Genomic DNA, 22,961 nt, shown 5'->3' with positions numbered 1-22,961 from the left:
GGCCGCTGGGGTCCCGGTGGCACGGCGCCGCGGCGCGGCGGCGAGCTGAGGCGGCCGTCGGCTCGCCCCCAACGTCCTTGGTACGCCACCGGTGTGGACCTCCGGATCGACGTGAGGAGTCCGGCTCCGACGCACTATCGTGTACGACATGTCCGCCCCTGAGCTGATCCGTATCGTTTCCCGCGACTCGCCCATGGCCCTGGCCCAGGTGGAGCGCGTCCGCGCCGAGCTCGGCGTGCTTCATCCCGAACTCCGCACCGTGGTGATCCCGGTCAAGACCACCGGCGACAAATGGATGGGAGATCTCTCCCAGGTCGAGGGCAAGGGGGCGTTCACCAAGGAGGTCGACGCCGCGCTCGTCGCGGGGGAGGCGGACCTTGCGGTGCACTGCGTCAAGGACGTGCCCGCGGACAGGCCGCTGCCCGCCGGGACGACCTTCGCGGCCTTCCTCAAGCGTGACGACATCCGTGATGCCCTCGTCCATCCCGGCGGCCTGCTCCTCGACGAGCTTCCCGCGGGGACCCGGATCGGAACGTCCTCGGTGCGCAGGGTCGCTCAACTCGCCGCCTCCCACCCGCATCTGGAATGCGTGCCGTTTCGCGGCAACGCCAACCGCCGCTTGGAGAAGCTCGCCGCGGGCGAGGTCGACGCCCTGCTGCTGGCCGCCTCCGGACTGGAACGCATCGGCCGGCCGGACGTGATCACCGAGGTCCTGTCGACCGAGACGATGTGCCCGCCGATCGGGGCGGGCGTCCTGGCGCTTCAGTGCCGTGAGGCGGACACCTCCACCATCGGCATCGTCAGCGGGCTGAACGATCCCGGCACGTATCGGGAGACGACGGCGGAGAGGATGTTCCTGCACGTCCTCCAAGGCCACTGCAACAGCCCGATCGCCGGATACGCGAAGGCGTCCCGGGGTGATCTGTCCTTGCGGGCCTGCGTGTTCAGCCCCGACGGGAAGACCGTCCTGAACGCCCACGAATGGGCCGGACGACTCACCCCGTCGGACCTCGGTGCCTCCGTCGCGCTGGCTCTGCTGCGACAGGGCGCCCGCGAACTGATCGACAACATCGCCCACTGACGCCGGCCCCGGGCGGCGAGCGTGGCCGGCTCGGGGGACGCCCGGGACGGGACGGCGGAGCGCGACGGCGGTGCGACCACCCTTGTGGGGGAGTCGCACCGCTCGAACGCGCGGGTCAGCTGGTGAAGGTGAACCAGTTGATGTTGGTGAAGTCGGAACTGCTGCCCGAGAAGACCAGATACACGTCGTGGACTCCGGTGGCGGAGGCGACGATGTTCGCGGGAACGGTCTGCCAGCTCTGCCAGCCGCCGTTGTTGGCGAAGTTGATCTCGGCGATCTTCGTGCCGCCGGTGCTGTCGAGCCGTACCTGGACGGCACCGCTGACACCGGCGGCGGCGCCGGACGCGAGCCGGGCCTTGAACTGGTTCGGGGAGGCCGAACCGAAGTCGACGGAGGAGAACTTGAGCCAGTCGCCGTTGGCGATGTAGCCCACGTCGCTGCCGCCGCCGGTGTCCGAGCAGCTCTCGGTGGTGGTCCCGCTCTGTGCCGAGTAGGACTCGGCCTGGATGGTGCTGTAGGCGCTGACGTTGCCCGAGCCGCCCCCTGAACCTCCGCCGGAGCCCCCGGCGCCCAGGGTGATGCTCCACGAGGTGGGCGCCCCGTCCTGGATGTGCCCGTCGACGGGGGCCGAGCCGGTGGGGCCGACGTCGTCGTAGGGGAAGGCGTAGCCGATGCTGGCGTACTTGTGGACCAGCCGTGCGTAGTGGTTGGTGATCGAGTCCGTGTAGTACTGCGAGGGTGTCACGCCGTCGGGGTTGTTGTTCCCGCCCGGGACCAGCAGGGAGCTGCGGTTGAGCGCGGCGGCGAGCCGGGCGGCGATCGCCCCGCGGGCGTCCCCGCCGGAGTTGTAGAGGGGACCGGACGCACAGCCGAAGATGTCGACGGCGCTCGGCTTGGTGAACGGCACGCCATTGGTGTTGAGGCCGGAGAAGACGATGGCGTTGCCGGAGACGGTGCCGGTGTAGGAACCGATGCCGCCCTGGCCGTTGATGGTCAGCGGGGTGGAGGCGTAGTGGCTCCAGACCCGGTTCAGGTAGTCGTTCCAGTAGCCGCCGAAGTCCACCGGCGAGTGCGCGGGAGCCATGACGCGCAGCACCCCGCCGGAGGAGTCGGTGACCACCAGCCTGTCCCAGGGGGCTCCGTCGGAGGCGTGCTGTGCCTGCAGACCGGAGGCGATGGAGGTGAGGGCCCCCGCGGGCAGCGGAGTGACCGACTGGGTTCCGCCGCTGCCGGTGCTGGCCATGGAGATCGGCAGCGCGACCATGTCGACGTAGGAGATGTTGGCGTAGAGGTTCGCGCTGTTGAAGGTGAACTCGCAGAACGTCCAGTTGGTGGCCCAGTTGGGGTCGGAGCTCACCAGGGCGGGCTGCACCACTCCGGGCGGGGAACCCGGGTTGGCGAAGAACTGGAGTTTCTGCCCGACCGAGAACCAGACGCGGCCGCCGATGATGTAGTCGGTGAGCGTGACGGTCCTGGCGGCCGAACCGGAGGCACCCAGCGCGATGGAGTAGTCGGCCACGGGGGTCACCGGGGACGACGGGTTGGGCACCCGGTTCAGGGCGCCGCTCGCCGAGACGAAGACCGGCCAGCCGCTGCTGTCGGTGCCGGATATGTAGGCGTAGACGGTGTCGTGGCCGGAGGTGTTCGCCAGTTTCAGGGGGAGCGAGACTCCGGCCGCCGCCGCAGTGGACGTCAACGGCGAGACCGGGGAGAACGGGCTGAGTGCGGCCGTTCCGGTGATGGCACCGGCCGCGGTCAGGAAGGAACGTCGGGAAACCACAGGGGCCCTCCCGGAGAGGGTGATGAACCGTCAGCAACGCGACGGTTGGGGGGAGTTGTTACGTGTGGGGTTCTGTGCGGGGGTGACGTTATTGGACTGGACCAGTGCAGTCAAGGTTGCGGAACCATTACGTCCAAGTAACGGCATTCGCGTCCTACCAGGACCCTCGGCGCCTGAAGTCCACGCGGTCCGGGGCCGTGAGCGGCGACCGATGTGCCGGCTTCGGTCGAGGCCGCCGGACGGGCCCGTTCGCCGCACGTCGTGTGCCGGGGCGCCTGCGGTGCACTCGCCCTGCGGCATCGCGCCCGCCAAGCGGCGTCAGATCTCCTGCGCTTCGGGCAGAAGCCGAGTGCCGGCCGGTGCCGGAGTCCTCTCACCGCGGCCGGTCAGCAGGAGCACGCATGCGACGGCCAGGCCCGACAGGCCGGCGCTGACGAGCTGCACCCGGTAGTCGAGGACGGCCACCATGCCCGTGCCCAGGAGCAGGGCGAGTCCCGTAGGCGCGTATACGAAGGTGTTGGCCGTCGCCGCGACCCTGCCGAGCAATGCGGACGGGGTGTACTTCTGGACGGCTGTCAGCGCGGCGATGACGGGGCAGGGCAAGCCCAGGCCGATCAGCAGACTGCCGCCGAGCGTGACGGGCAGCCAGGGAGTGGCCCGCGCCAGCACGCCGAGGGCGAAGAGCGCGAGTCCGGCCGCCGAGAAGGCGCGCTCGGGTATCCGGCGCATCAGGGCACCGGCCGCCAGCCCGCCGACGACCGAGCCGAGTCCCTGGAGCGAGGTGAGCACGCCCGCGAAGGCCGGGGACCGGTGGAGCCCGGCGTCGAGCATCGCGTACGTGGCCGTGCTGCTGACGCCGGCCAGCACCATGGTCGTCGCGCTGGTCATGACCAGCGAACGCAGTGCCGGGTGCCGCCGCAGGTAGCGGGCGCCTTCGGCGGTCCCGGCGGTCCACACCCGCCTCGCGCGGGGTGCGGGCAAGGCTTCCCGCACCCGGATCAGCCGGAAGGCGGCCGCGGCAAGGACGAAGCTTACCGCGTCCAGCACAGCCACGGTCGGACCGCCGAACGCGGTGAACAGGCTCGCGCCGGCCAGCGGAGCGAGCAGCTTCATGCCTTCGAGAGCGGTGAGCACCAGGCCGTTGAAGTCGCCGCGCAGGTCGTCCGGCACGGCGGCCGCCACCAGGGCGGTCTCGGCCGCGTCCGTGAGCACCATGCCCACGCCGACCAGGGTCAGCACGGCGAACAGCAGCCAGACCTGTTCCTGTGAACGCACGAAGAGCGGCGCGGTCATGACGGCCGCCAGGACCAGGTTGGTCCCGACCAGAAGCGGACGGCGGCGCACCCGGTCCGCCAGGGTGCCGATCACGGGTCCCGCGAAGGTCGGCAGCCACATGCAGAAGCCGACGAGCGCGGCCAGGCTGCTGGAACCGGTGAGCGTCTTGACCCAGATTCCGGCGGCCAGTGCCATGGCCGAGTCGCCGAAACCGGAGACGATCACTCCGCCCAGGTAGAGACGCGCGTTGCGGTCCCGGAAGACCTTCAACGTGTTCCAGCCCATGCCCTCACCCTTCAGTGCACCCGGCCGCACAACATACCCCCAATCATTTGCTTGGCGGTACTGTCCGGCCGGTGCCGGGCATGCGCTTTACTGGCTCGCGTGACCGACACCGATCCCGTGCTGCGCGCGCTCGCCCACCCCTTGCGGCTGCGGATGCTCAGCCTCATGTGGCCGGGGCCGATGTCGGCCGCCGAGCTCGCCCGCGAGTTGGACATCTCTCACGCGCTGGCCAGCCAGCACCTGCGGCGCCTGGACGCGGTGGGCCTGGTCGAGCTGGCGGAGGAACGCACCCGCCGCGGCGGCAGGGAGCGCCGCTACCGCACCGTCCAGGGCACGCCGCTCTCCGACCAGCACGAGGGAACCCCGATGCTGGCCGAGACCATGGCGCACACCCTTCGGGAACGCGCCAGGCGGCGTGAGGAGGGAAGTGAGGGCGTGACGGTGGACGCCGAGCTGTGGGTGGATCCCCGGACCTGGCAGAACGTCCGGCAGCGACTCATGGAGCTCGCCGACGAGCTCCATGCGGCGGCCCGGCCGCCGCACACGCCGGGCACCGTCCCGCTGGGCGTGAGCGTGATGGCCTTCCCGCTGCGGGACGGGACGCAACCGGACGGATGAACCGCCCGGACGGCGCCGGCGGCCGCCGCGGCCGACGTGATGACTGACCACGTCCGGCGAGGGAAGCCGGGACGGTCGACAAGGAGCGCCCCGACGTGGAACCCGTCGCCGTGGGGCGCCCGTACTCGTCCTGCTTCAGGCCTGCTTCGGCCGTCCCGGCGGGTGATGCCGGGTCAGCAGCCGCTGTCCTTGGGGGTGAAGTCCATACGCGCGTGCTCGTCCGTGCCGACGGCCGCGTCGTAGGTCGCTCTGCTGACCTGGTACCAGACGTCGTCCTTGTGGGTGTCGCCGCCGACGTCGTCCAGGCTCACACACCACTGTTCCCGCCGGACGACACGCGTGTAGGTCTCGGTTCCGCTGCGGACCTGCTTGCAGCTCTTGGCGTGCTCGGTCGAATACCAGGTGCGGGTACGCCGCTTGCTGCCCGAGCCCGTGCTTGTCGTGTGTTTCACCCGCCGGGTCGCCGTGGTGCACTTCTTCGTCATGCGCGGACGCTCGGCACGGGTGGTCCGGGCCGCGCGGTGGCGGATCTCGTCACGGAGGCCGAAGACGCTAGCGTCGGCCGGCGTGGCCGTGTCCGGCTGGGGTTCGTCGGCGGCGTTCCCGCTGTCCTGGCCGACCCCGGCCGAGTAGTCCGACCCCTCGTCGTGAGCGTCACCCGCGTTGCCGCACGCACCGAGCCCGGCTATCAGAACAGCCGTCACCGCGGCCGTGGCAAGTCGCTTGAACATGTTTTCCTTCGTGATCGACGGGCCGCAGCGTAACGGATCACCGGTCGGAGCCGAACGGGAGGGATCAAGAGCGGGCTCGGGAGGGGCATCCGCTTCTGCCCGGCGTACGAGAACACCCGCAGCCATCGCGTGTGCGCCGGTGTGCGCTCCGGCGGGCAGAGGGTCGTGCGGATGGCTCTCAACCCTTACCAGCAGGGGCCGTTCATCTTCCGACTCGCCTGTTGGAGTGCCGCTTCTCAAGCCGGTCCACTGGCCGGTCGATGTCAACGCCGGAAGATCAAGATCGAGAAGGGTTGGACAGAGTGACATCAGTTGGGACGCGACGGTCGTTGGACCCCCTCGCTGTCGCCGTCGGCGAACTGCGGGCCGGGCGCCCGGTCATCGTGGTCGACGACGAGGACCGGGAGAACGAGGGTGACCTGGTCATGGCGGCCCAGTTCGCCACCGCGGAGACCATGGGCTTCTTCGTCCGTTTCACCAGCGGGCTGATCTGTGTCCCGATGACGGACGAGACCGCCGACCGGCTCCGGTTGCCGCTCATGGTGGAGCCCGCCCCGGGCACGGATCCGATCGGCACGACCGCCTACACCGTCTCCGCGGACGCGGCGGCCACCGGGTCGGGAATCTCGGCCGCCGACCGGGCGGCGACGGCGCGCACGCTGGCCGACGCCTCGACCGTGCCCGGACAACTGGTCCGCCCCGGGCACATGTTCCCGCTACGGGCCCGCCCCGGCGGCGTCGCCGAACGGCGCGGCCACACCGAGGCCACCGTGGACCTGCTGCGCCTGGCCGGGCTGGCACCGGTCGGTGTGCTCAGCGAGGTCTGCGAGGACGACGGCTCCCTCGCCCGGTTCGACCGGCTGCGTGCTTTCGCCGACCAGCACCGGCTGGCGCTCGTGTCCATCGAGCAGCTCTCCCAGCATCTGCGTGACACCGATCCCGCCCCGGCCGCGGTGTGAACGGCGTGCTGAGAGCGACGGTCTTCGATCTCGACGACACCCTGATCGACACCGGCGACGCCTGGGAACGCGTCTGCGCCGAATTCACCGCCCGCCACGGTCACCGCTGGGAGCCGCGGGACGGCATCGCACTGCACGGCAACGGCCACTGGGCTTCCTACGTCGCCGGACTGTGCGGCGGCCCGGTGGACACCGCCGAGGTCGTCGAGGCATGCACGGACGTGATGGCCGACGCCTGCGCGGCCGGCCGCATCCAGGCCCTGCCCGGAGCCGTGGAGCTGTTCCGCGAGGCCGGCCGGCACGGTCCCGTCGGGGTGGCCACCGCCAGCCCGCGCCGCTTCGTCCTGGCCGCACTCGAACACCTCGGCCTCGCCGGGGACGTGAGCGCCGTGGTGTGCGGCGAGGACGTCACCCGGGCCAAACCCGCCCCCGACCCCTACCTGCGCGCGGCGGCCGCCCTCGGGGTCCCGCCGTCGTGCTGTCTGGCCGTCGAGGACTCCCCGAACGGCATCCGCTCCGCGACCGCCGCCGGTATGCCCGTCCTCGCCGTTCCGCGCGACCGCATGGAACTCCCCGCGGACATCGCCCACTTGCCCCTGGCCCAGGCCCCCGACGCGGTACACGCTCTGCCGCTGCTCACCCGACTGCTCGCCCGCCGGCCCGAACCGGCCGTTCAGGGGGGATCAGTCGGCACGGCCGGGTGAATCCGCCGCGGGCAACGGCGCCGTCGCCCGACCGTGAGCCGGCTCCGGCCTCACGGGCGCACAGGCGGTGCGGACCGACGGGGACGCGGCGGACGAACTCGGCGGTGTCCTCGTCGTGGACGGGTGGCAGGACTCAGTCGCCTCCGCCGAAGTCCCCGCTGTCCGGGCCGTGGTGGTGGGCGTCCGGTCCCCTGGGCAGGTCGGGATCGAGGTCGTACGAGGGTGACGTGCGGCCGATGGCGCGGGCCGTGACCCGGGGCCGCGCGACGGCCGTGCCGTCCGGCGGGCGTCGGCGGGACGGGCCCGACGCGCTGATGGACACCCGGAACCTTGTGTCCGAACTCTGGTCGGCCAGTGCGCGGGTGACGGCGGTGCGGCAGCGGCGGGTGAACCGGGGCCAGGGACGGGCCATCTTCTGGGGCCAGATCGCCGCGACGGCGGCCAGCACGGCCCACAGCGGTATCCATGCCATGGTCCACCAGCCAGGGTCCCGATCGGGCAGCCCGGGGACGTCGCAGCGCATGATCATCGCATGCATGGACATGCCGAACGCCGTGACGAAGGCCGCGGTCAGGGCGGGGAAGCGGGAGGAGCCGAACCTGCTGCGCAGGGGTGCGCGACGGGTCCGGAGAACCGTCCGGAAACGCTGGAAACGCGGGTCGGTGAGCAGGACGTACACCGTGGCCCCCTTGTGGAGGTGCGCGAGTCTCATGAGTGCGGCGAGGACCGGATCCTTCTGATCGCGGAACCGCGTGTGCGGCACGGTGATCCGGCCGCCGCTGTCGATCTCGGCGTCCCCGGCCAGGATCAGCAGGCTCGTGGCCACCTCCGCGGCGTACGTCTCCTGCTGGGCCGGCGCGCCCTCCCACGAGGCTCCGAGCCACCACGCGGCCAGGATCGGGTCCAGATCCGCTGCCCGGACGCCTCGCAGGAACCTCCGCTCGTCCCGCGTACGTCGCCACCATGCCGCGTACAGTCCGGCGTCGACCGCGCCGAAAGCGAGCAGCCAGCCGGTGGCGATCCACGTCGTCGTGCCGGTCATGACGGGGCCCCCGCCGTCCCGCTCGTCGGACGTGACACCTGACGATCCCCCCTCGCGGTCCACCGCTCCACTGCGAGCGACCGTCAACAGCCCTCCACGGAAGGGTACTTGGAGGAAGCCTTCCAGTCGGTCGGCCGATTCCGGGAGCCGCCGACGCGGGCCCGGAGAACGCCGCGGAGGCGGGGGACGCCTCCGCGGCTGTCAGGCTTGTCAGCCCGGTATGAGCCCCGGCATGAGCCCGGCAGGGCTCAGCGGCCGGCCAGTGCCTTCAGGGTGGCCTCGGCCGTCCCTGTGCTGGACTGGGGGTTCTGGCCGGTGATCAGCTTGCCGTCCACGACGACCTTGTTGCTCCACGGCGCCCCGGTCTCGACCGTGGCACCACGCTCGCGCAGCACGCTCTCCAGGTAGAAGGGAGTGTTGTCACCGAGACCTCCCTGGCGTTCCTCCTCGTCGGCGAAGGAGGTGAGGGTGCGGCCCGCGAACGTGAAGCCGCCGTCCGGCGTGGTGGCGCTGAGCAGGGCGGCGACGCCGTGGCACAGCGCGGCGACGATCGTGCCCTGGGCGTCGGCCTCGTTGAGGAGCCGGCCGAGACCGGTGTCGTGGGCGAGGTCCGCCATCGGCGCGTGACCGCCGGGAATGTAGAGCGCGTCGTAGTCGCCCAGGCGTACGTCCGCCAGGTTCAGCGGGCTGGAGAGCTGGTCGGCGATGCTGTCGAGGTAGGCGCGGAACTCCTCGGCGTCGGTCTCGGACACACCGCCGCGGGAGTCGAGGCTGAGGGCATCGACCGTCGGGCGGACAGCCCCGGGAGTGGCGATGTCCACCCGCGCCCCGGCGGCGCTCAGCACCTTGTGCGAGGCGGCTACCTCTTCGGCCCAGAAGCCGGTCGGATGGGTGGATCCGTCGGCCAGGACCAAGCTGTCGGCGGCTGAGACGATCATGAGGATCTTCGACATCGGAATACCTGCTCTTATCTGTGGACGACTCTGGAAGGCGGTGCCTGGGTCCTGCGGACTGCGGAACCGTGCTCAGGACAACCCCAGGATTCATCACGGAAATGCCCTGCCGCCCGCGCCGCGCCATAAGAAGAGTTATGGAGCGGGGGTGGCCCGTTTCCCGCGGATGTGCGTGAGGCGTCGCACGACCGGTGGCCGCGCCCCTGCCGCCAGATCCATCACTAGGATTGGACCGACTGGAACCCTTCATAAGCTCAGTGATGGACGGAGGTGCCCATGCCCGGCCTGGACCTGCTGGCGACGTTCCTCGAGATCTACCGCACCGGTTCGCTGTCCGCGGCGGCCGAGCGGCTGGGCGTGAGTCAGCCGGCGGTCACCGGACAGCTCGCTCGTCTCGAGGAACAACTGGGCGAGCCGCTGTTCGTGCGGTCGAGCAAGGGAGCCCGGCCGACGCCCCGGGCGGTGGCGCTGGCCGCCCGTGTCGGTCTGCATGTCGACGGGCTGCGTACCGCTCTGGCCCCTTCGGGCGAGGAGAGCATGCTGGAGGGCACGATTCACCTCGGCGGAGCGGCCGAGGTGATGTCTCTCCAGGTGCTTCCCGCCCTGGCGCCGCTCTCGGCCCGCGGACTGCGGATCCGGGTGACCTTGGGCCTGGCCGGGGAACTGCTGGCGGCGCTGACGGCGGCACGGCTCGACCTGGTGGTCTCCGCGGTTCGCCCCCGGCAGGAGGGGCTGGCGGTGGCACCGCTGGTGGACGAGGAGTTCCTCCTGGTGGGGCCGCCCGCGCTGGCGCACGCCGTGGACCCGGAGCGGCTGGCGGCGGACCCGGTCGCCGCGCTGTCCCCCATGCCCCTGGTGGCCTACGCGGCCGACCTTCCGATCATCCGGCGGTACTGGCGCAGCGAGTTCGGGCGCCGGCCCCCCAATCAGGTCGCCGTCGTCGTCCCGGACCTGCGCGCCGTGCTGGCCGCGGTGGTGTCCGGCATGGGCATCTCGGTGCTGCCCCGCTACCTCGCCGCTCCGGCGCTGGCCGCGGGCCAGGTGGTGCAGATGCACCGGCCGGAGGTCGAGCCGTTGAACACCCTGTACCTGGCCTCCCGGCGTGACCTGCCGGCGAGCCCCGCCCTCGCGGCCGTGTGGGACCACCTGGCCCGGGCGGCACAGGAATGGAAGGGCCTCTGATCCCTCACCGCCCGGTGGCCGGCCTGACCGCCCGGACCGCCGAGGTCCCGCCGTCCGGGTTCGGACCCGGCCCGACTGCGGGCCCGGCGCTCTGTGAAGACCCTGTCCCGTGGCGCGCGGGACAGGGTCTCATCCGGAGGTCCGCTCAGTCCGACCGGAGGTTCTCCAACGTCGAGCGGGTGTCGGTCTTCACCCACCGTGAGACCTCGGAGATCTCGGGCGGGGTGGTCGTCTCGTAGGAGGACGAATAGGTGCTCCAGCTCATCTGGTAGGTCATCCAGCCGTCGCGCACCGCGAGGGTCACCGCCCGGCTGCCGCTGGTTCCCGAGCCGGACGTGGTGTCCTCGGTCACGAGATACGCCTCGTCACCGAAACCGGACACCTCCTCGACCTCGTAGTCCTCGTACCGCTGGTCGTATTCGGACCACACGGCCGTGAACTCGGCAGCCGGGTCGGTCGTCTTGTGCAGATCCATCTCCACCGAGAGGTACGCGTCGGCGTAGGAGGAACTGGAGGACGTCTTCAGGGAGATGCTGCAGTAGCTCTGATCGATCGCCTTGTGCTTCAGCGCGTTGTGCGTGGGGAGGTTGTCCTCCTGGGTGTATTCGGTCCTCAAGGCGGTGTAGTCGACCGCGGAACAGAGATTGGCCTTGGTCCGGTAGCCCGCGAGATCGGGGTTGTCGCCCACCCGGCCGAGAACGAGGATTCCCCCGGCCCACAGCACGGAGGCGGCCACCGCACCGACCGCCGCCCACAGCACCGCGCGCCCCGCGGTGCCCTTGCCGCCGGACGGTGGGGGAAAGCCGACCGGTTGCCCGTACGCGTACTGCTGGGCCGGAGGGTAGCCGGGAGGGGCCCCGTAGGTGCTCGTCGGCGCCGGGCCCGGGTTCGGGCCCGGCGCGGGCTCGGGTCTTGGATGGGGTAACGGCGGGGGCTGCACCTGCGGTTGGGGTGCGGGTGCGGGCTGCGGGGTGGAGCCGGGTTGAGGTGACGTCTGCGCCTGGGGCTGCGCCGGGACATCCTCGGGCTGATCCTGCATCCTGTGCTCCTTGGTCGTGGGGACTGCGGTCGGACGGCGGAACGGACGGCTGGGTTCGACGGCGACCGGTGCGGCGTCGACGGGTGGCGCGGTCGTAGGGACACCATGAACCGCGGGGCGGAAGCCGACGAGATGATCGGCCGTCGTGAGCGGACGTCGGGTCGGGGCGGTGGAGCCGGGATGCCGGGGCGCGAGGGAATCAACAGGCAGATTCTAAAGGCCGGTTCGACAGAAGTGGGCTTGCCGTATCGGCCGTTGCCGGTCGCCGTTACCCGGTTGCCGTTGCCGTTGCCGTTGCCGTTGCCGTTGCCGTTGCCGTTGCCGTTGCCGTTGCCGTTGCCGTTGCCGTTGCTCGGTCGCCGGTCGCCGGTCGCCGGTCGCCGGTCGCCTCGGAACGGCGTGCCGCGCGCGGACTTGACGGGAAGCGGCCGGATCGCCGTGCGAGAACCCCGTGTGCACAGGGGTGTTGATGATCGGCACGACGGTTCGCCCGCGGTCCCACCGGGCCGGGCCACCTCGACTCGGGTGGCGTGCCTGCGGCGAAGGGCCCCGCAGACATGCTGCGGGGCCCTTCGCGGATGTGGGGCAGAAACCGTCAGACGGTCTTCTTGATCTTCGTGACCTGTGCCTCGACGACACTGGTCGACACCTCGGGGGCCTTCTCGTCCAGGATGTTCATCGCGTAGAAGACGGCCAGGGTCGAACCACTCCGTACGACCAGGTAGGTCATCGGGATCTTGGTTCCGTCGATGTCGCTGGTCATCGTGTACGACACCGCCTCGTCACCGACGGCGGGGGCCTTCACGGGCTTGACCCCGGTGTAGTGGTAGTCGGTGTGCTCGTAGGAGCTGCACGACCCGCTCTGGGTGCGCAGGTCCGCGACCACCTTCTTGGCGTCCGCCTCCTTCTGCGCGAGCAGACCGACGCGCAGCACCGTGGCGTCCGTCGCCGTCAGGCTCGTCACCGAGCGGGACACACGGGCCGTCGCGTCGGGCTCGGTGCCCAGCAGGAACATGTCCGCCAGGGCCTGGCACTTGGCGGGATTCGCGGGCACGCTCACCTCCGGGATCTCGTCGTCGGGAGTGTCGCCGACGCGGTATCCCTTGAGGTCCGCCTTGGTGATCACGGCCTTCTTCAACTGCGCCTCGGTGAGGGGCTTCAGCCCCTCCTTGACGGCGGGCTTCGCCGCCGCGGACGGCTTCTTCGAGCTGCCGCTGTCGCTCTTGCCGCCGGTGTCCTGCCCGCCGCACGCGGCCGTCGCGGCGAGTGCCGCCGTCACTCCGATACCCACCAGGACGCGCCCCGGAACTGACTTCACGTTCGTTCCCACCTCATGTCTTCATGGGCGCGTCCACGACAAGGGTCGCGCCGAGCCGCATTCAAGCCCACAACCAGCGGACTTTGCCAGCCCGTTAGAGTCGCTTGGCGTAACGATCAGAGATCGGCGACATGGTTGTACGCCACGACAGTGGTACTCGCCACGCTGAGGCCCGCGTTGTCCCGAAACCGAGAGCCGGCGGCACAGCGCGTCACCTCGTGCGTCGGCCCATGACGCCCACCGCGCCGCGCCGACCCGATCCGCCAGACCGTCCGCAACTCCCTTAAGGATTCCCGGACATCGCCGCTGCCGTCGTGCTCTTGGTGGCACCGCGCGCCGGTCGAGTCGGAAGGATCGACATAGAAACCGGGACATCCCGCTCGGCGCACCACGGGGTATCAGTTTCCGCCAATCCTTCCGGTACGGCTCCGGGTATGTGAAGCTGCTGCACCGAATGGACCATGAACCGGTCGGGGTACGCCCGTACGAGCCGGTGATGCCAGAGAGGACGGCTCCATGTCGACTGCGAATCGTCGGTACAGCCTGACGTGGACCGACCCGGACGGTGCGCCGCAGGCTTCGGCCGGTCGCTACGACAAGCGTTCCGCCACGCGACGCCGACGTGCGCTGGAGGCGGTCGGCTGCACCCGTGTCGAGGTCGTCGTGGTCGCGCCAGGAGAGCTTCGCGAGCCGGCACTCTGACTCCCAGGGAGTCCGGCCACAGAGCCGACCGGTGGTTCGGCACCGCGAAGCCGGCTGGTTGTTCGGCTCCGCGGTGCCGCCGGCCGGCCGCCCGGTGGTCAGGAGCTCCTGGCGAACTCGTAGGTGAGGAAGGCCAGGCCGTCACCGATGGTCCTGGCTTCCACCAGACGCAGGGGCTTGGTGCCGCGGACCTCGCCGAAGAACCGTTCGCCGGCCCCGAGCACGACCGGAAAGACGACCATCCGTACCTCGTCGACGAGGTCGTGCTCGATCAGCGTACGACCGAGCCGATAGCTGGCCGGGATGACGATCTCTCCCTCCACCTCCCGCTTCAGCTTCGCGACCTCCGTCACCACGTCGCCCTTCAGAACCGTCGAGTTGTCCCAGTCGGCTTCTTCGAGCGTCGAGGACACGACGTACTTGGGCATGCTGTTCAACCGGTCCGCCAGCTCGCCGCTCCGGGGCCGCCACCGCTCCCCGAAGAACGTGTAGCTCTTGCGGCCCAGCAGCCACGCCTCGGCGCCCAGCGCCTCCTCAAGCGCGATCTTGCTCCACTCGGCGAGATCCGCACCCCCGAACCGGGTGAACCAGCCGCCCAGCTCGAAGCCCTCCGCACCGTCGGGGTCCTGGACCACTCCGTCGAGCGAGACGTTCTGCGGCCCGCTCATCACGATCTTTCCCATGTCCGATCCCTCCTCGCGCCGACGTCGTCGTCGGCCACGTAGGTACAGGCGCCGGCCGGGTGGAGAACCGGGCGGTCGGGCGGCGCCCAGTTCTCCGTCCGGCCGGCGCCTGTACAGGATGGAGGCGCGGCAGGGCGCGGAACGAAGGAGACGGTGACGATGGCGGCAGCCGAACTGATCGAAAGGGCGCGGGCCGGGGACGGTGACGCGTTCAGGGAGCTGACCGAGCCGTACCTGCGAGAGTTGCAGGTGCACTGCTATCGCATGCTCGGATCCTTCGAGGACGCCGAGGACGCCCTTCAGAACACGCTGCTGGCCGCCTGGCAGAGCCTCGGGGGATTCGAGGGACGCGCCTCGCTGCGTACGTGGCTCTACCGGATCGCCACCCATCGGTGTCTCGACGCGCGCCGCGCGGCCGCCCGGCGCCCGGCCAAGGAGTGGGATGTGCCAGGGGTCGAACCGCCCGAACCGACCCGGCTCGGCGAGATCGTATGGCTTCAGCCGTTTCCCGGCGCCCTTCTGGAGGACGCGGCCGAGGCGCCGCTCGGCCCGGAGGCCCGCTACGAGCGGGCCGAATCCGTCTCGCTGGCCTTCGTGACCGCCTTGCAGCTCCTGCCGCCCCGCCAGCTCGCCGTCCTCGTCCTGCGTGATGTCCTGGGGTTCAAGGCGAGCGAAGTGGCCGACATGCTGGATTCGACCGTCGGCTCGGTCAACAGCGCCCTCAAACGCGCACGCTCCGGCCTGCGACGCAGCCGGCCGCCGGCCGTCGGACACCAGTCGCCTCCCGCGGCCGGCTCACCCGCCGAGGACGCGATCGTCGGGAGGTTCGTCCGCGCGTGGGAGTCCGCCGATGTCGACGCGCTGGTGGCCCTCCTGACCGACGACGTCTTCATGTCGATGCCCCCGATGCCCTTCGAATACCAGGGCCGGGACGTCGTGGCCCGCTTCTGCGCCGGCCTGTTCGACGCCGGCCGCAGGTTCGACCTCGTTCCGTCGCGGGCCAACGCCCAGCCGGCCTTCGGGGCCTACCTGCGCACCCCCGGCGGCATCAGCCACGGGGTCGGCCTCTACGTCCTCACGCTCGCCGGCGATCGGGTCTGCGCCATGACCCGATTCGACAACAGCGTGCTCCCGTGGTTCGGGCTGCCCCGCTCCCTCCCGAGCCGCTGACCCGAGCCCCCGGAGGGCGAGACGGACGGGTTCGCGGGCCCGTCGGAACGCGCTGCGTGTGGTGGCAGGTGCGGTAGGCGCCTCCATACGGTGGGGTAGGTGCCGGAGTCCTCCGGAGAGGGGCGCGCGGAGCCGTCGCGGCCGTGGGCGGATAGCCGAAGGTGGGCAGCTCGACGGCGCGAGGCTGTTCGTGCCCAAAGACGGGAGCCGACGGCGAGACGCTGTTGTGGCCCAGCAGGCCCCTGAGAGCGGCGATCGTGACGGCCACGGTGCCCGCGAGAACCGCGGGAGACAGCAGACAGTCCTTGGCGCCCGAGCTAGCGGGCTTCGACGCGGCGAGGCCACGGCCGACGAGCAAGCGGCGTCGAGTATCCGTACCGCGTCGGCTGCCAGAGCGCCGATCGCCTGTGCCTGCGCACCAGACGCCCAGTCGGCGAGTCCCGCCGCCCGACGCCGCCCTGGGCCGTTGGCGCATCTGCCCTTCGCTGCTGCTGATGTCGCCGTGAAGTGAAATCCCTTGTGGGTGTTGCGGCCTGCTGTGAAAGGCTTGGCCAGTGCCGTATGACCTTGCTCCCTTCGACCTCTCGTGGCCGGAGGTCGACCCTCGCCTGCACCCTTTCGACGGTCTGTCGGCCCCCGTGGTCGTCGCGGCTCTCGGGCCTGCCCATGAGGTGCCTGTCCGACCGCCGGGGTCCGCTGCGGATCGGGCCGTGATCAGCTGGTCTCACGATGAGGGCAGAGCCTGGACGGAGGCGATGACCCGTGCCCTCGTCGAACGCTTCGGGCGGTGGGTTCTCGGCTGGCGCTGGGCACACGATGAGGGAGAGATCGGCGGTGGTCCTGTGGGCAGTTGGTGCTGTCCAAGGGACTCCATCACCTCACCGGACGAGACCCTGGCAAAAGTCGCGACGGCGCTGTGCGAGTGGCGTGCCTGGCTGGAGGATCTGGCGGAGCGGTTCGATCGGTTCCGACTCGATGCTGTCCCCGCCGAGGAGCGGCAGCACCAGTGGGAGCGCGCTGCTGTTCATCTGGTCACGCATGTCGTGGACCGCACCGGCGCGGGGGATGCGTGGTACGGGCACTGCGAGCAGGTGCTCACCTGGTTCCTCGCGCGCTGGGGCGTGGAGGAAGCCACGGCGGAATCGCTGGTCGAGGAAGCGATCGGCGGTCGGTTCGAGAGCTGGACCGGGCCCGAGCCCGATGTCGTGGACGACATGGCACGGCGCCTCTCACTGTCGCTCACGGAAGCTGACGGTCTCTGAGATCATGGCGGATCATCTGCGGACATGGCTGATTGTTCGTGAGGCGGTGCCTTGGGACGAGGTCCGGGCTACGGCGGCCTACCGCCCCTTCACTCCCGCACGCGATGGAGCCGTCCATGACATCCGTTCGTTCGACCAGGCTCGCAGTCCCGATCGCGCCGCCGCTCTGCTCGCAGCGCTCCGCCAGGCCCGGGCGGACGCTGCCCATGGCTCGGCACTGACGTTCGACCTGCTCACCGGATGGCAGCGACAGGTGCTCGACTCGCGGAACGTGGAGTTTCGGAGCCGGCCAGCGTTCGCGAAGGCAGGCCGAGAGCGGTATGGCATCGCACCGGACACCCGCGACCGCTTCGACGCCTGCCTGTCGCAAAGCGATCAGGGCGGACTTCCCCTCGCCGCCCGTGCCGCGCGTGCCTACCTCGATATCTGCTTCTTCCATCCGTTCGACGACGGCAACGGCAGGTCGGCATTCCTGGCCCTCACCTTCCTCTTGGCCCGCGCCGGGATCGTGCTCGACCAGGTCGGCCCAGTCCGCCGACTCAAGCGCCGCGCCGACGACCCCTGTGACGCCCTCGCACTTGCAGACCTCGTGGCTGTGCTGATCGACACCAGCCAACGCAGAGGTGCCCCAGGACGTCCACCCCACCTGCCACCGTTTCCGTAGCCACGGATCCCACTGCGATGATCTTGGCGCGGCTGGAGTGATCACGGCGTCACCAGGTTGTCATCGACGCCGACAGTCGGCTCGTCGTTGTCGTCGGACGCCCCGTTGCCGGGCAACCGCAACGACTGCCTTCGGCGGCGGCGAGCGAGCCCGCGGCACCCACCGCGGGCTCGCTCGCTACTCACCCGTCTGGTGCTCCGAACGACCCACGGCCGGAGGCTCGTTGTAGGTGATCACGACCGGCGCGTTGGCCTGCGCCCGTGCGCGGTCCGACGCCGCCGCGATCTCCTCGTAGGTCCATTCCCTGTACAGGCGCTCCCCGTGGGCATCGGTGATGTCGATGACCAGGCCGGTCCACTCCTCGGCGGGCTGTTCGGGGACGAGTCCAAGTGCGTACGTGGCGTCCTGGAGGAGGGATTCGGTGACACGTATGCCGGTGAGTCTTTCGGTCAGAGCGAGGACCGCCGCCTTCCCGTCGACGTCCGGCGCGCTCTCGTCGTGCTCTCCCTCAGGGGTCAGGGGGAAGCCGACCTCCCGCAGCAGGGGGACCAGTTCATCGGGGGTGCTGCCGTCGCGCGACGAGGGGCCCTCGAACGTCGTACGGAGTTCGCCGTCCTCGAACCAGTGGAAGAAGTGCATGGGCTTGCCGCCGTTGGTCGAGTGCGACACGACCCGGCCGCCCTTCGACAGCGTCTCCGCACACGCGCCCGCGAGCCCCAGGCCACCGTCGAAGCCCAGGACGAGTGTCCAGTCCCCGTTCTCGCCCAGGGTGCTGAAGGCGCCCGCGACGTAGGACTCGTCCCAGTAGTCGTCCACCTCGGCGCGGTGGGCGTCGTCCGCCTCGATCAGCCCGGCCGTTCCCTGCCCGGTGCCGCGCGGTTCCGCCTCCATCGCGCGCAGAACCTCGCGTGGGTTCCGCCCCCGTATCAGTGTCAGGGTGTATCCGCTCTCCATCGCGTAGCGGAAGAGCCGCGAGGTGCGGATCCAGTCGTAGTCCTGCGCGGTCACCAAGTTCATGGAGCGCAGTGTGCCCGAAGCCTCTGACAATGCCCGGCGCACGCACTCAGTCCAAGGTGATCCGGGCGGTGATCGGGAGATGGTCGCTGCCGGTGGCGGGCAGGGTGCGAAGGTGACTGACGGTCGCCGAGCGCGCCATGATCTGGTCGATCCGGGCCACGGGGAAGGCGGCGGGGAAACTGAAGGCGAATCCCCGGGCCGACACGTTCATCTGTGAGGACAGCGGGGTCAGCCCGCGGTCGCCGACCGTGCTGTTGAGGTCGCCGAGGAGTATCACCGTGCGCAGTTTCTCGGCGGTGACGGCCTTGCCCAGCAGGCCGGCGCTCTCGTCGCGCCGGGCGGAGGCGAGACCGGTTGCGCGGACACGCACCGAGGGCAGGTGCGCGACATAGACCGCGATCTCGCGGTGTCGGATGTGGACCACGCCCCGGAGCCCGCGGCTCCAGGTCTCGGTGATCTCAGGGGGTTTGATGGGCAGCTTCTGGACGTCGGTGAGCGGGTGTTTCGACCAGAGTCCGACGGTGCCCACCACCGCGTGGTACGGATAGCGCGGGGCGAGCGTCCTTTCGTAGACCGGCAGTGCCGCGGGCAGCAACTCCTCCAGGGCGATGAGGTCGGGCTCGGCATCGGCCAGGGAGCGGGCTGTGCCCGCCGGGTCGGTGTTCTCGTCGCTCGCGTTGTGCTGCACGACGACCAGGTCGTGCGCGCCGGGTGGTGCCCCGGGCAGCAGCAACCCGCCGAACAGGTACGTCCAGGCCGCCGCCGGCAGCAGGAGGGCCACGAGCGCGAGTGCGGAGCGGCGCAACAGCGCCAGGCCGAGCAGCAGCATGATCACCAGGCCGGACCAGGGCAGGAACGATTCCAGCAGACTGCCCAGGTGCCCGGGGGTGTTCGGGACCAGCCGATGGAACGTCAGCAGCACCGCCGTCACCACCGCCAGCGCGGCGAGTACCGGCCCCCGTGTCCAGGACGACCGATCGCGGGGTGTCGCCGTCTTCGGCGCCGCACCGGGGTCCCGCTCATCCAGGCCTTCCACCGCACGCCCCTTGTTGTTGCTCTTGGTCCTGCCCTCCAGGACGAGCGACCCGGTGCGCCAGTTCTGCTCGTCACACGTGTGACGGCACACATCCGCGAGGCGTTCCGCCTACTTCGGCTGAGTCACGATCTGGATCAGGTTGCCGCAGGTGTCGTCGAAGACGGCGGTGGTGACAGGGCCCATCGCCAGGGGCTCCTGGGTGAAGTGAACGCCGAGGGCGATCAGGCGCTCGTACTCCGCCTCCACGTCGTTGACGGCGAACTGGGCGAGCGGGATGCCGTCCTTGACGAGCGCGTCGCGGTAGGGCTTGACGGCCGGGTGGCCGGCGGGCTCCAGGAGGAGTTCGGTGCCTCCGGGCTCATCGGGCGAGACGACGGTCAGCCACCGGGCCTCCTCGCCGCAGGGGATGTCGTGCTTCTTCACGAATCCGAGGATCTCGGTGTAGAAATGGTCGGCCTTGGCCTGGTCGTCGACGAAGACGCTGGTCAGATGGATCTTCATGGAGTGCTCTTCTCTGGTCCGGAAGGGTCGGGTGTGGGCGGGTCTGGCGTGGGCCATCGCTCGGCTATCTGCCGCAGCGGGGCTGTGTTCAGGTCGTGGAACTTGTAGCGGCCCTGCCGTCTGGTCTCGACGAGCCCGGCGGCCTCCAGCAGGGCCAGGTGCTGGGAGACCGCCTGACGCGAGATGCCGAGCCGGTGCTTCATGGTCAGTCGCGAGCAGATCTCGAACAGTGTCTGTCCGGACTTCTCCGTGAGCTCGTCGAGGATGATGCGGCGGCTGGGGTCGGCCAGAGCTTTGAAGAGGTCGTCGGCCACGACCACAGGATAGGCAAGTATTCACTTGCCTATCAAGTCCTGCGATCTGGACTCGTTCGCGGGCGTGGTGCGCACCCGGCGGCCCTCCATGTCGGATCGACCGTTTCCGTGCAGGTGCCTAGATAATCGTCAATTACAAGTTGACGACCCCCTATCGTCAACTTAGGATTGACGCATGAGTCCACTCGACATCAGCCTCGCCGACCTGATCGCCCGACTCGACGAGGAACTTCCCGAAGCCGACGAACTGGCCCGCATCAGCGAGGCGCGACTTCGCGCCCAGACGCTGTCCGACCTCGGTGACCAGCTCATCGACCACTACGTCAGCAAGGCCAAGCGGACCGGCGCGTCGTGGACCCAGATCGGCGACGCCATCGGGGTCTCCAAGCAGGCCGCCCAGCAGCGCCACGCGCCGGCACCGTTCGAGCGGTTCACCAACCTGAACCGGCACAGCATCGTGCTGGCGCAGGAAGCCGCCCGGACGTACAAGCACGACTTCATCGGCACCGGACACCTCCTGCTCGGCCTCCTCGGCGAACCGCAGGGCACGGCGTACGCGTTGCTGCTGGCCAAAGCCGAGTCGGAGCAGCGCGTCCGCGACGTGATCGAGGAAGCGCTGCCACCGGCCGGGGAGAAAGCGCTGCGGGGTCACATCGCGTTCCGCCCGGAGAGCAAGGAGGCCATCGAGCAGGCACGCCAGGCGTCGGTGGACCTCGGCCACGACTGGGTCGGCACCGAACACATGCTGCTGGGTCTGATCCGTGCCGAGGAAAGCACGGCGGCGCAGGTCCTGCGAGGTCTCGGCTTCACGCCGGACGAACTGCGCGAGACGGTCAGGACCGAGGTCGCCGAACAACTCGCCGCGCGCGACTAGGAGTAGCGGCGCTCAGGCCGTTCTGAGGTGTGCACGGGTCGGCCGGGTCCGCCGGGTCGTTGGCCGCTCCCTGCTCCCTGCTCCCTGCTCCCTGCTCCCCGTTCGCCGCTCGTTGACGGTTGATGGTCGATCTCCGTGCCCGGGTGCCGTGCGGCCGCATCCCGTGCCGGCCGGCTGACCGCCGCGAGCCGTCTCCGCGTCCCGGGTCGGCATCCCAGGCACAGGGTGTTTGCGCTGCTCAACAGGGGTGGGATCGTTCCATCGTTGCAGGGTGGCGGCAGGTGTTGTGGTGGGTCCCGGGCGTCCTGGAAGCTCTGGGTGTCGCACCGGCCGAGGCGGAACGACCGCACCGGCGGTTGTACGGCAACGGCACCCACCCTTCGTCTGCGTACCGGGACACCTCTGTGTCCGGGGGCGGCGTTCGGCATCCCGCGGCGGCTGACAGCACACGGCCGTCGCGGAGCGAGGACACGGGCCGGCTTCCCGTCCGATCGGGCAGCGGGGCCGACCTGTCCTCGCCCCGGCCGCTGACGCGGGTGGCGACAGCCGGCCGGCGCATCCAGCCGGAGGGCCGGAAGCGACCCAGGGCAACCACACGCGGACCAGCCGCAGAAGAGGGAAGACACACATGAACAGCAGCACCCGCACCCACCGTCGTTCGGGCCGCCGCGCGGCCGTCGCAGCGGGCATCGTCCTGGCGGTCGGACTCGGTCTGTCGACGCAGATGTCGGCGCAGGCGGCCGTCCACACCCCGGCGAAGGTGGCCGTCCACACTCCGGCGAAGGTGGCCGCCGCCGCGCCGAAGCCGGTCAGCGGAACGACCGGTCAGGCGGTGACCCGGGTCGCCGACTTCTACGGCGCGTACATCGACGCGAAGGGCGACTACGAGGACCCGGACGGCACGCTGGCCACGGCGCTCCGCAAGCACTACCTGACCGCCGACTTCGCCGAACGGCTGGCGGCCTGGGAGGAGCAGAACGGTGTCGACGGCGTCCTGCGCGCACAGAACGTCCCGGCGCAGTGGAGGGTGACCGACAACGGCGCCGTGGGCATGGGCCACGAGGTCATCGTCACCCTGACCTACGGCAGCGGGGACACGACGCAGAAGACCAAGCTCTTCGTGCTCCTGGAGCGGTACGACCACATCGCCGACATCGGCACCACGACCAACCGCTGACGGCGGAACCGCTCCGCCCTGCGTGCCGGCCGGGGACCGGGGCACGCGGACCGGACTGCCGGCGCCGGTGGCGTACGCCGGCCGCCTGCCCGGTCCGTTCCCGGCCGGTCGTTCCAGCCTGGTCCGCTCCCGGTCGGTCCGCTCCCGTCCGTACCGTCCCTTGTCCGGGGCGGGGCGGGGCGGGGCGGGGCGGACCGGCGCCGTCACCTGACGTCGACGAAGTCGCCCGTCGCCGTGGCCGGGCCCGCGGTGGACGTGCCGGTGAAGAGGAAACGGAAGTAGCCGTCCGCTTTGGCCGTCGTGGTGGTCTTCAGCGTTCCCTTGCCGCCACTGGTGACGGTCTTCAGGGTGGGTAGGTGGTGCTGTTCTTCTGTCGTCGTTGGTGTCCTGCGCCTCGGCGAGCACCTTCCAGGTGCCGGCGAGGCCGTTGTCGTCGAAGTCCCGCTTGGCGTCCACCCCGAAGCTCACCGTGCAGGTGGAGGTGGTGCGGTCGGTGGGCGACACCGTGCACGTGCCCGCCGGCGGGTAGGTCGGCAGTCTGCCGTCGGCGTCATCGGTGTTGGGGCCGTGCCACAGGTAGGCCCAGGAAGCGAC

At 70.3% G+C, this 22,961-nt stretch carries 23 protein-coding genes and 1 pseudogene; 12 read left to right on the top strand and 12 right to left on the bottom strand.

Annotation, left to right across the window (positions count from 1 at the left end):
* Nucleotides 1–148: 148 nt before the first annotated feature.
* Nucleotides 149–1,081 carry a hydroxymethylbilane synthase gene (hemC, locus tag ACF07B_RS09785; protein ID WP_392178476.1) on the top strand — a complete coding sequence of 311 codons (933 nt, stop codon included), beginning with the start codon at nucleotides 149–151 and terminating at the stop codon, nucleotides 1,079–1,081.
* Nucleotides 1,082–1,196: 115 nt separating this feature from the next.
* Here the strand turns inward: hemC and ACF07B_RS09780 are convergent, their stop codons facing one another.
* Together ACF07B_RS09780 and ACF07B_RS09775 are read right to left on the bottom strand one after the other, a co-directional pair.
* The gene (locus ACF07B_RS09780; protein WP_392178475.1) at nucleotides 1,197–2,861 is read right to left on the bottom strand and encodes a beta-1,3-glucanase family protein; all 1,665 of its coding nucleotides are present in this window, start codon (nucleotides 2,859–2,861) and stop codon (nucleotides 1,197–1,199) included.
* A gap of 318 nt (nucleotides 2,862–3,179) precedes the next feature.
* Nucleotides 3,180–4,421, bottom strand: a complete 1,242-nt coding sequence (locus tag ACF07B_RS09775; RefSeq protein WP_392178474.1) for an MFS transporter — start codon at nucleotides 4,419–4,421, stop codon at nucleotides 3,180–3,182.
* Between the two features lie 99 nt (nucleotides 4,422–4,520).
* Between ACF07B_RS09775 and ACF07B_RS09770 the strand changes: the two genes are divergently transcribed.
* Nucleotides 4,521–5,039 (top strand): ArsR/SmtB family transcription factor, encoded by a 519-nt coding sequence (locus tag ACF07B_RS09770; RefSeq protein WP_384238801.1) that lies wholly within the window; start codon nucleotides 4,521–4,523, stop codon nucleotides 5,037–5,039.
* 173 nt (nucleotides 5,040–5,212) lie between these two features.
* Here the strand turns inward: ACF07B_RS09770 and ACF07B_RS09765 are convergent, their stop codons facing one another.
* Nucleotides 5,213–5,770, bottom strand: a complete 558-nt coding sequence (locus ACF07B_RS09765; protein ID WP_392178473.1) for a hypothetical protein — start codon at nucleotides 5,768–5,770, stop codon at nucleotides 5,213–5,215.
* Between the two features lie 329 nt (nucleotides 5,771–6,099).
* On the opposite strand from ACF07B_RS09765, the gene ribB reads away from it, so the two are divergent.
* On the top strand, nucleotides 6,100–6,729 hold the full coding sequence (gene ribB / locus ACF07B_RS09760) for a 3,4-dihydroxy-2-butanone-4-phosphate synthase (RefSeq protein ID WP_392178472.1): 630 nt from the start codon (nucleotides 6,100–6,102) through the stop codon (nucleotides 6,727–6,729).
* 5 nt (nucleotides 6,730–6,734) lie between these two features.
* Nucleotides 6,735–7,433, top strand: a complete 699-nt coding sequence (locus ACF07B_RS09755) for an HAD family hydrolase (protein ID WP_392178471.1) — start codon at nucleotides 6,735–6,737, stop codon at nucleotides 7,431–7,433.
* A 133-nt stretch (nucleotides 7,434–7,566) separates the two neighbouring features.
* Here the strand turns inward: ACF07B_RS09755 and ACF07B_RS09750 are convergent, their stop codons facing one another.
* Together ACF07B_RS09750 and ACF07B_RS09745 are read right to left on the bottom strand one after the other, a co-directional pair.
* Nucleotides 7,567–8,475 (bottom strand): hypothetical protein, encoded by a 909-nt coding sequence (locus ACF07B_RS09750; RefSeq protein WP_392178470.1) that lies wholly within the window; start codon nucleotides 8,473–8,475, stop codon nucleotides 7,567–7,569.
* Between the two features lie 248 nt (nucleotides 8,476–8,723).
* Complete coding sequence (locus ACF07B_RS09745) at nucleotides 8,724–9,428, bottom strand: type 1 glutamine amidotransferase domain-containing protein (RefSeq protein ID WP_392178469.1); 705 nt, start codon at nucleotides 9,426–9,428, stop codon at nucleotides 8,724–8,726.
* A 276-nt stretch (nucleotides 9,429–9,704) separates the two neighbouring features.
* Between ACF07B_RS09745 and ACF07B_RS09740 the strand changes: the two genes are divergently transcribed.
* Nucleotides 9,705–10,610 (top strand): LysR family transcriptional regulator, encoded by a 906-nt coding sequence (locus ACF07B_RS09740; RefSeq protein WP_392178468.1) that lies wholly within the window; start codon nucleotides 9,705–9,707, stop codon nucleotides 10,608–10,610.
* Nucleotides 10,611–10,755: 145 nt separating this feature from the next.
* On the opposite strand, the gene ACF07B_RS09735 is transcribed toward ACF07B_RS09740, so the two are convergent.
* Both ACF07B_RS09735 and ACF07B_RS09730 read right to left on the bottom strand, forming a co-directional pair.
* The gene (locus ACF07B_RS09735) at nucleotides 10,756–11,649 is read right to left on the bottom strand and encodes a hypothetical protein (RefSeq protein ID WP_392178467.1); all 894 of its coding nucleotides are present in this window, start codon (nucleotides 11,647–11,649) and stop codon (nucleotides 10,756–10,758) included.
* A gap of 595 nt (nucleotides 11,650–12,244) precedes the next feature.
* The gene (locus ACF07B_RS09730) at nucleotides 12,245–12,967 is read right to left on the bottom strand and encodes a hypothetical protein (RefSeq protein ID WP_369479909.1); all 723 of its coding nucleotides are present in this window, start codon (nucleotides 12,965–12,967) and stop codon (nucleotides 12,245–12,247) included.
* A 516-nt stretch (nucleotides 12,968–13,483) separates the two neighbouring features.
* Here ACF07B_RS09730 and ACF07B_RS09725 point away from each other — a divergent pair.
* The gene (locus tag ACF07B_RS09725) at nucleotides 13,484–13,669 is read left to right on the top strand and encodes a hypothetical protein (protein WP_369479908.1); all 186 of its coding nucleotides are present in this window, start codon (nucleotides 13,484–13,486) and stop codon (nucleotides 13,667–13,669) included.
* A gap of 98 nt (nucleotides 13,670–13,767) precedes the next feature.
* Here ACF07B_RS09725 and ACF07B_RS09720 read toward each other — a convergent pair whose 3' ends face one another.
* Nucleotides 13,768–14,352: a dihydrofolate reductase family protein gene (locus tag ACF07B_RS09720; protein ID WP_392178466.1), complete on the bottom strand. Its 585-nt coding sequence runs from the start codon at nucleotides 14,350–14,352 to the stop codon at nucleotides 13,768–13,770.
* Between the two features lie 159 nt (nucleotides 14,353–14,511).
* On the opposite strand from ACF07B_RS09720, the gene ACF07B_RS09715 reads away from it, so the two are divergent.
* From ACF07B_RS09715 to ACF07B_RS09700, 4 genes and pseudogenes are all read left to right on the top strand, one after another.
* Entirely contained in the window at nucleotides 14,512–15,522 is a 1,011-nt protein-coding gene (locus ACF07B_RS09715) for a sigma-70 family RNA polymerase sigma factor (RefSeq protein ID WP_392178465.1), read from the top strand.
* A gap of 755 nt (nucleotides 15,523–16,277) precedes the next feature.
* Entirely contained in the window at nucleotides 16,278–16,784 is a 507-nt protein-coding gene (locus ACF07B_RS09710; protein ID WP_392178464.1) for a hypothetical protein, read from the top strand.
* 4 nt (nucleotides 16,785–16,788) lie between these two features.
* Entirely contained in the window at nucleotides 16,789–17,448 is a 660-nt protein-coding gene (locus ACF07B_RS09705; RefSeq protein ID WP_392178463.1) for a Fic family protein, read from the top strand.
* Between the two features lie 41 nt (nucleotides 17,449–17,489).
* Nucleotides 17,490–17,577, top strand: a pseudogene (locus ACF07B_RS09700) (IS5/IS1182 family transposase); the annotation flags it as partial.
* A gap of 48 nt (nucleotides 17,578–17,625) precedes the next feature.
* On the opposite strand, the gene ACF07B_RS09695 reads toward ACF07B_RS09700, so the two are convergent.
* The 4 genes from ACF07B_RS09695 to ACF07B_RS09680 all read right to left on the bottom strand — a co-directional run bounded on the left by ACF07B_RS09695 (nucleotide 17,626) and on the right by ACF07B_RS09680 (nucleotide 20,316).
* Nucleotides 17,626–18,465 carry a DUF6461 domain-containing protein gene (locus ACF07B_RS09695; RefSeq protein WP_392178462.1) on the bottom strand — a complete coding sequence of 280 codons (840 nt, stop codon included), beginning with the start codon at nucleotides 18,463–18,465 and terminating at the stop codon, nucleotides 17,626–17,628.
* A gap of 46 nt (nucleotides 18,466–18,511) precedes the next feature.
* Entirely contained in the window at nucleotides 18,512–19,492 is a 981-nt protein-coding gene (locus tag ACF07B_RS09690; RefSeq protein ID WP_392178753.1) for an endonuclease/exonuclease/phosphatase family protein, read from the bottom strand.
* Nucleotides 19,493–19,609: 117 nt separating this feature from the next.
* Nucleotides 19,610–20,002, bottom strand: coding sequence for a VOC family protein (locus tag ACF07B_RS09685; protein WP_369479903.1), 393 nt, complete (start codon nucleotides 20,000–20,002; stop codon nucleotides 19,610–19,612).
* Nucleotides 19,999–20,316 (bottom strand): ArsR/SmtB family transcription factor, encoded by a 318-nt coding sequence (locus tag ACF07B_RS09680; protein ID WP_392178461.1) that lies wholly within the window; start codon nucleotides 20,314–20,316, stop codon nucleotides 19,999–20,001. Before ACF07B_RS09680 ends, ACF07B_RS09685 begins: the two co-directional genes overlap by 4 nt.
* 175 nt (nucleotides 20,317–20,491) lie before the next feature.
* Between ACF07B_RS09680 and ACF07B_RS09675 the strand changes: the two genes are divergently transcribed.
* Nucleotides 20,492–21,190 (top strand): Clp protease N-terminal domain-containing protein, encoded by a 699-nt coding sequence (locus tag ACF07B_RS09675; RefSeq protein WP_392178460.1) that lies wholly within the window; start codon nucleotides 20,492–20,494, stop codon nucleotides 21,188–21,190.
* A 628-nt stretch (nucleotides 21,191–21,818) separates the two neighbouring features.
* Nucleotides 21,819–22,367, top strand: coding sequence for a hypothetical protein (locus tag ACF07B_RS09670; protein ID WP_392178459.1), 549 nt, complete (start codon nucleotides 21,819–21,821; stop codon nucleotides 22,365–22,367).
* Nucleotides 22,368–22,961 lie beyond the last annotated feature (594 nt).

The sequence above is a fragment of the Streptomyces sp. NPDC015532 genome, from assembly GCF_043078065.1.
Classification (GTDB): domain Bacteria; phylum Actinomycetota; class Actinomycetes; order Streptomycetales; family Streptomycetaceae; genus Streptomyces.
The sequence above is the reverse complement of the archived record's forward strand: the minus strand, read 5'-3'. Positions and strand labels throughout refer to the sequence as shown.

Bases quoted from the DNA above. Each gene is read 5' to 3' on its own strand.
- hemC (WP_392178476.1), top strand. From the start codon at position 149: ATGTCCGCCCCTGAGCTGATCCGTATCGTTTCCCGCGACTCGCCCATG.
- ACF07B_RS09775 (WP_392178474.1), bottom strand. From the start codon at position 4,421: ATGGGCTGGAACACGTTGAAGGTCTTCCGGGACCGCAACGCGCGTCTC.
- ACF07B_RS09765 (WP_392178473.1), bottom strand. From the start codon at position 5,770: ATGTTCAAGCGACTTGCCACGGCCGCGGTGACGGCTGTTCTGATAGCC.
- ACF07B_RS09750 (WP_392178470.1), bottom strand. From the start codon at position 8,475: ATGACCGGCACGACGACGTGGATCGCCACCGGCTGGCTGCTCGCTTTC.
- ACF07B_RS09745 (WP_392178469.1), bottom strand. From the start codon at position 9,428: ATGTCGAAGATCCTCATGATCGTCTCAGCCGCCGACAGCTTGGTCCTG.
- ACF07B_RS09740 (WP_392178468.1), top strand. From the start codon at position 9,705: ATGCCCGGCCTGGACCTGCTGGCGACGTTCCTCGAGATCTACCGCACC.
- ACF07B_RS09735 (WP_392178467.1), bottom strand. From the start codon at position 11,649: ATGCAGGATCAGCCCGAGGATGTCCCGGCGCAGCCCCAGGCGCAGACG.
- ACF07B_RS09725 (WP_369479908.1), top strand. From the start codon at position 13,484: ATGTCGACTGCGAATCGTCGGTACAGCCTGACGTGGACCGACCCGGAC.
- ACF07B_RS09720 (WP_392178466.1), bottom strand. From the start codon at position 14,352: ATGGGAAAGATCGTGATGAGCGGGCCGCAGAACGTCTCGCTCGACGGA.
- ACF07B_RS09715 (WP_392178465.1), top strand. From the start codon at position 14,512: ATGGCGGCAGCCGAACTGATCGAAAGGGCGCGGGCCGGGGACGGTGAC.
- ACF07B_RS09710 (WP_392178464.1), top strand. From the start codon at position 16,278: ATGACCCGTGCCCTCGTCGAACGCTTCGGGCGGTGGGTTCTCGGCTGG.
- ACF07B_RS09705 (WP_392178463.1), top strand. From the start codon at position 16,789: ATGGCGGATCATCTGCGGACATGGCTGATTGTTCGTGAGGCGGTGCCT.
- ACF07B_RS09695 (WP_392178462.1), bottom strand. From the start codon at position 18,465: ATGAACTTGGTGACCGCGCAGGACTACGACTGGATCCGCACCTCGCGG.
- ACF07B_RS09685 (WP_369479903.1), bottom strand. From the start codon at position 20,002: ATGAAGATCCATCTGACCAGCGTCTTCGTCGACGACCAGGCCAAGGCC.
- ACF07B_RS09675 (WP_392178460.1), top strand. From the start codon at position 20,492: ATGAGTCCACTCGACATCAGCCTCGCCGACCTGATCGCCCGACTCGAC.
- ACF07B_RS09670 (WP_392178459.1), top strand. From the start codon at position 21,819: ATGAACAGCAGCACCCGCACCCACCGTCGTTCGGGCCGCCGCGCGGCC.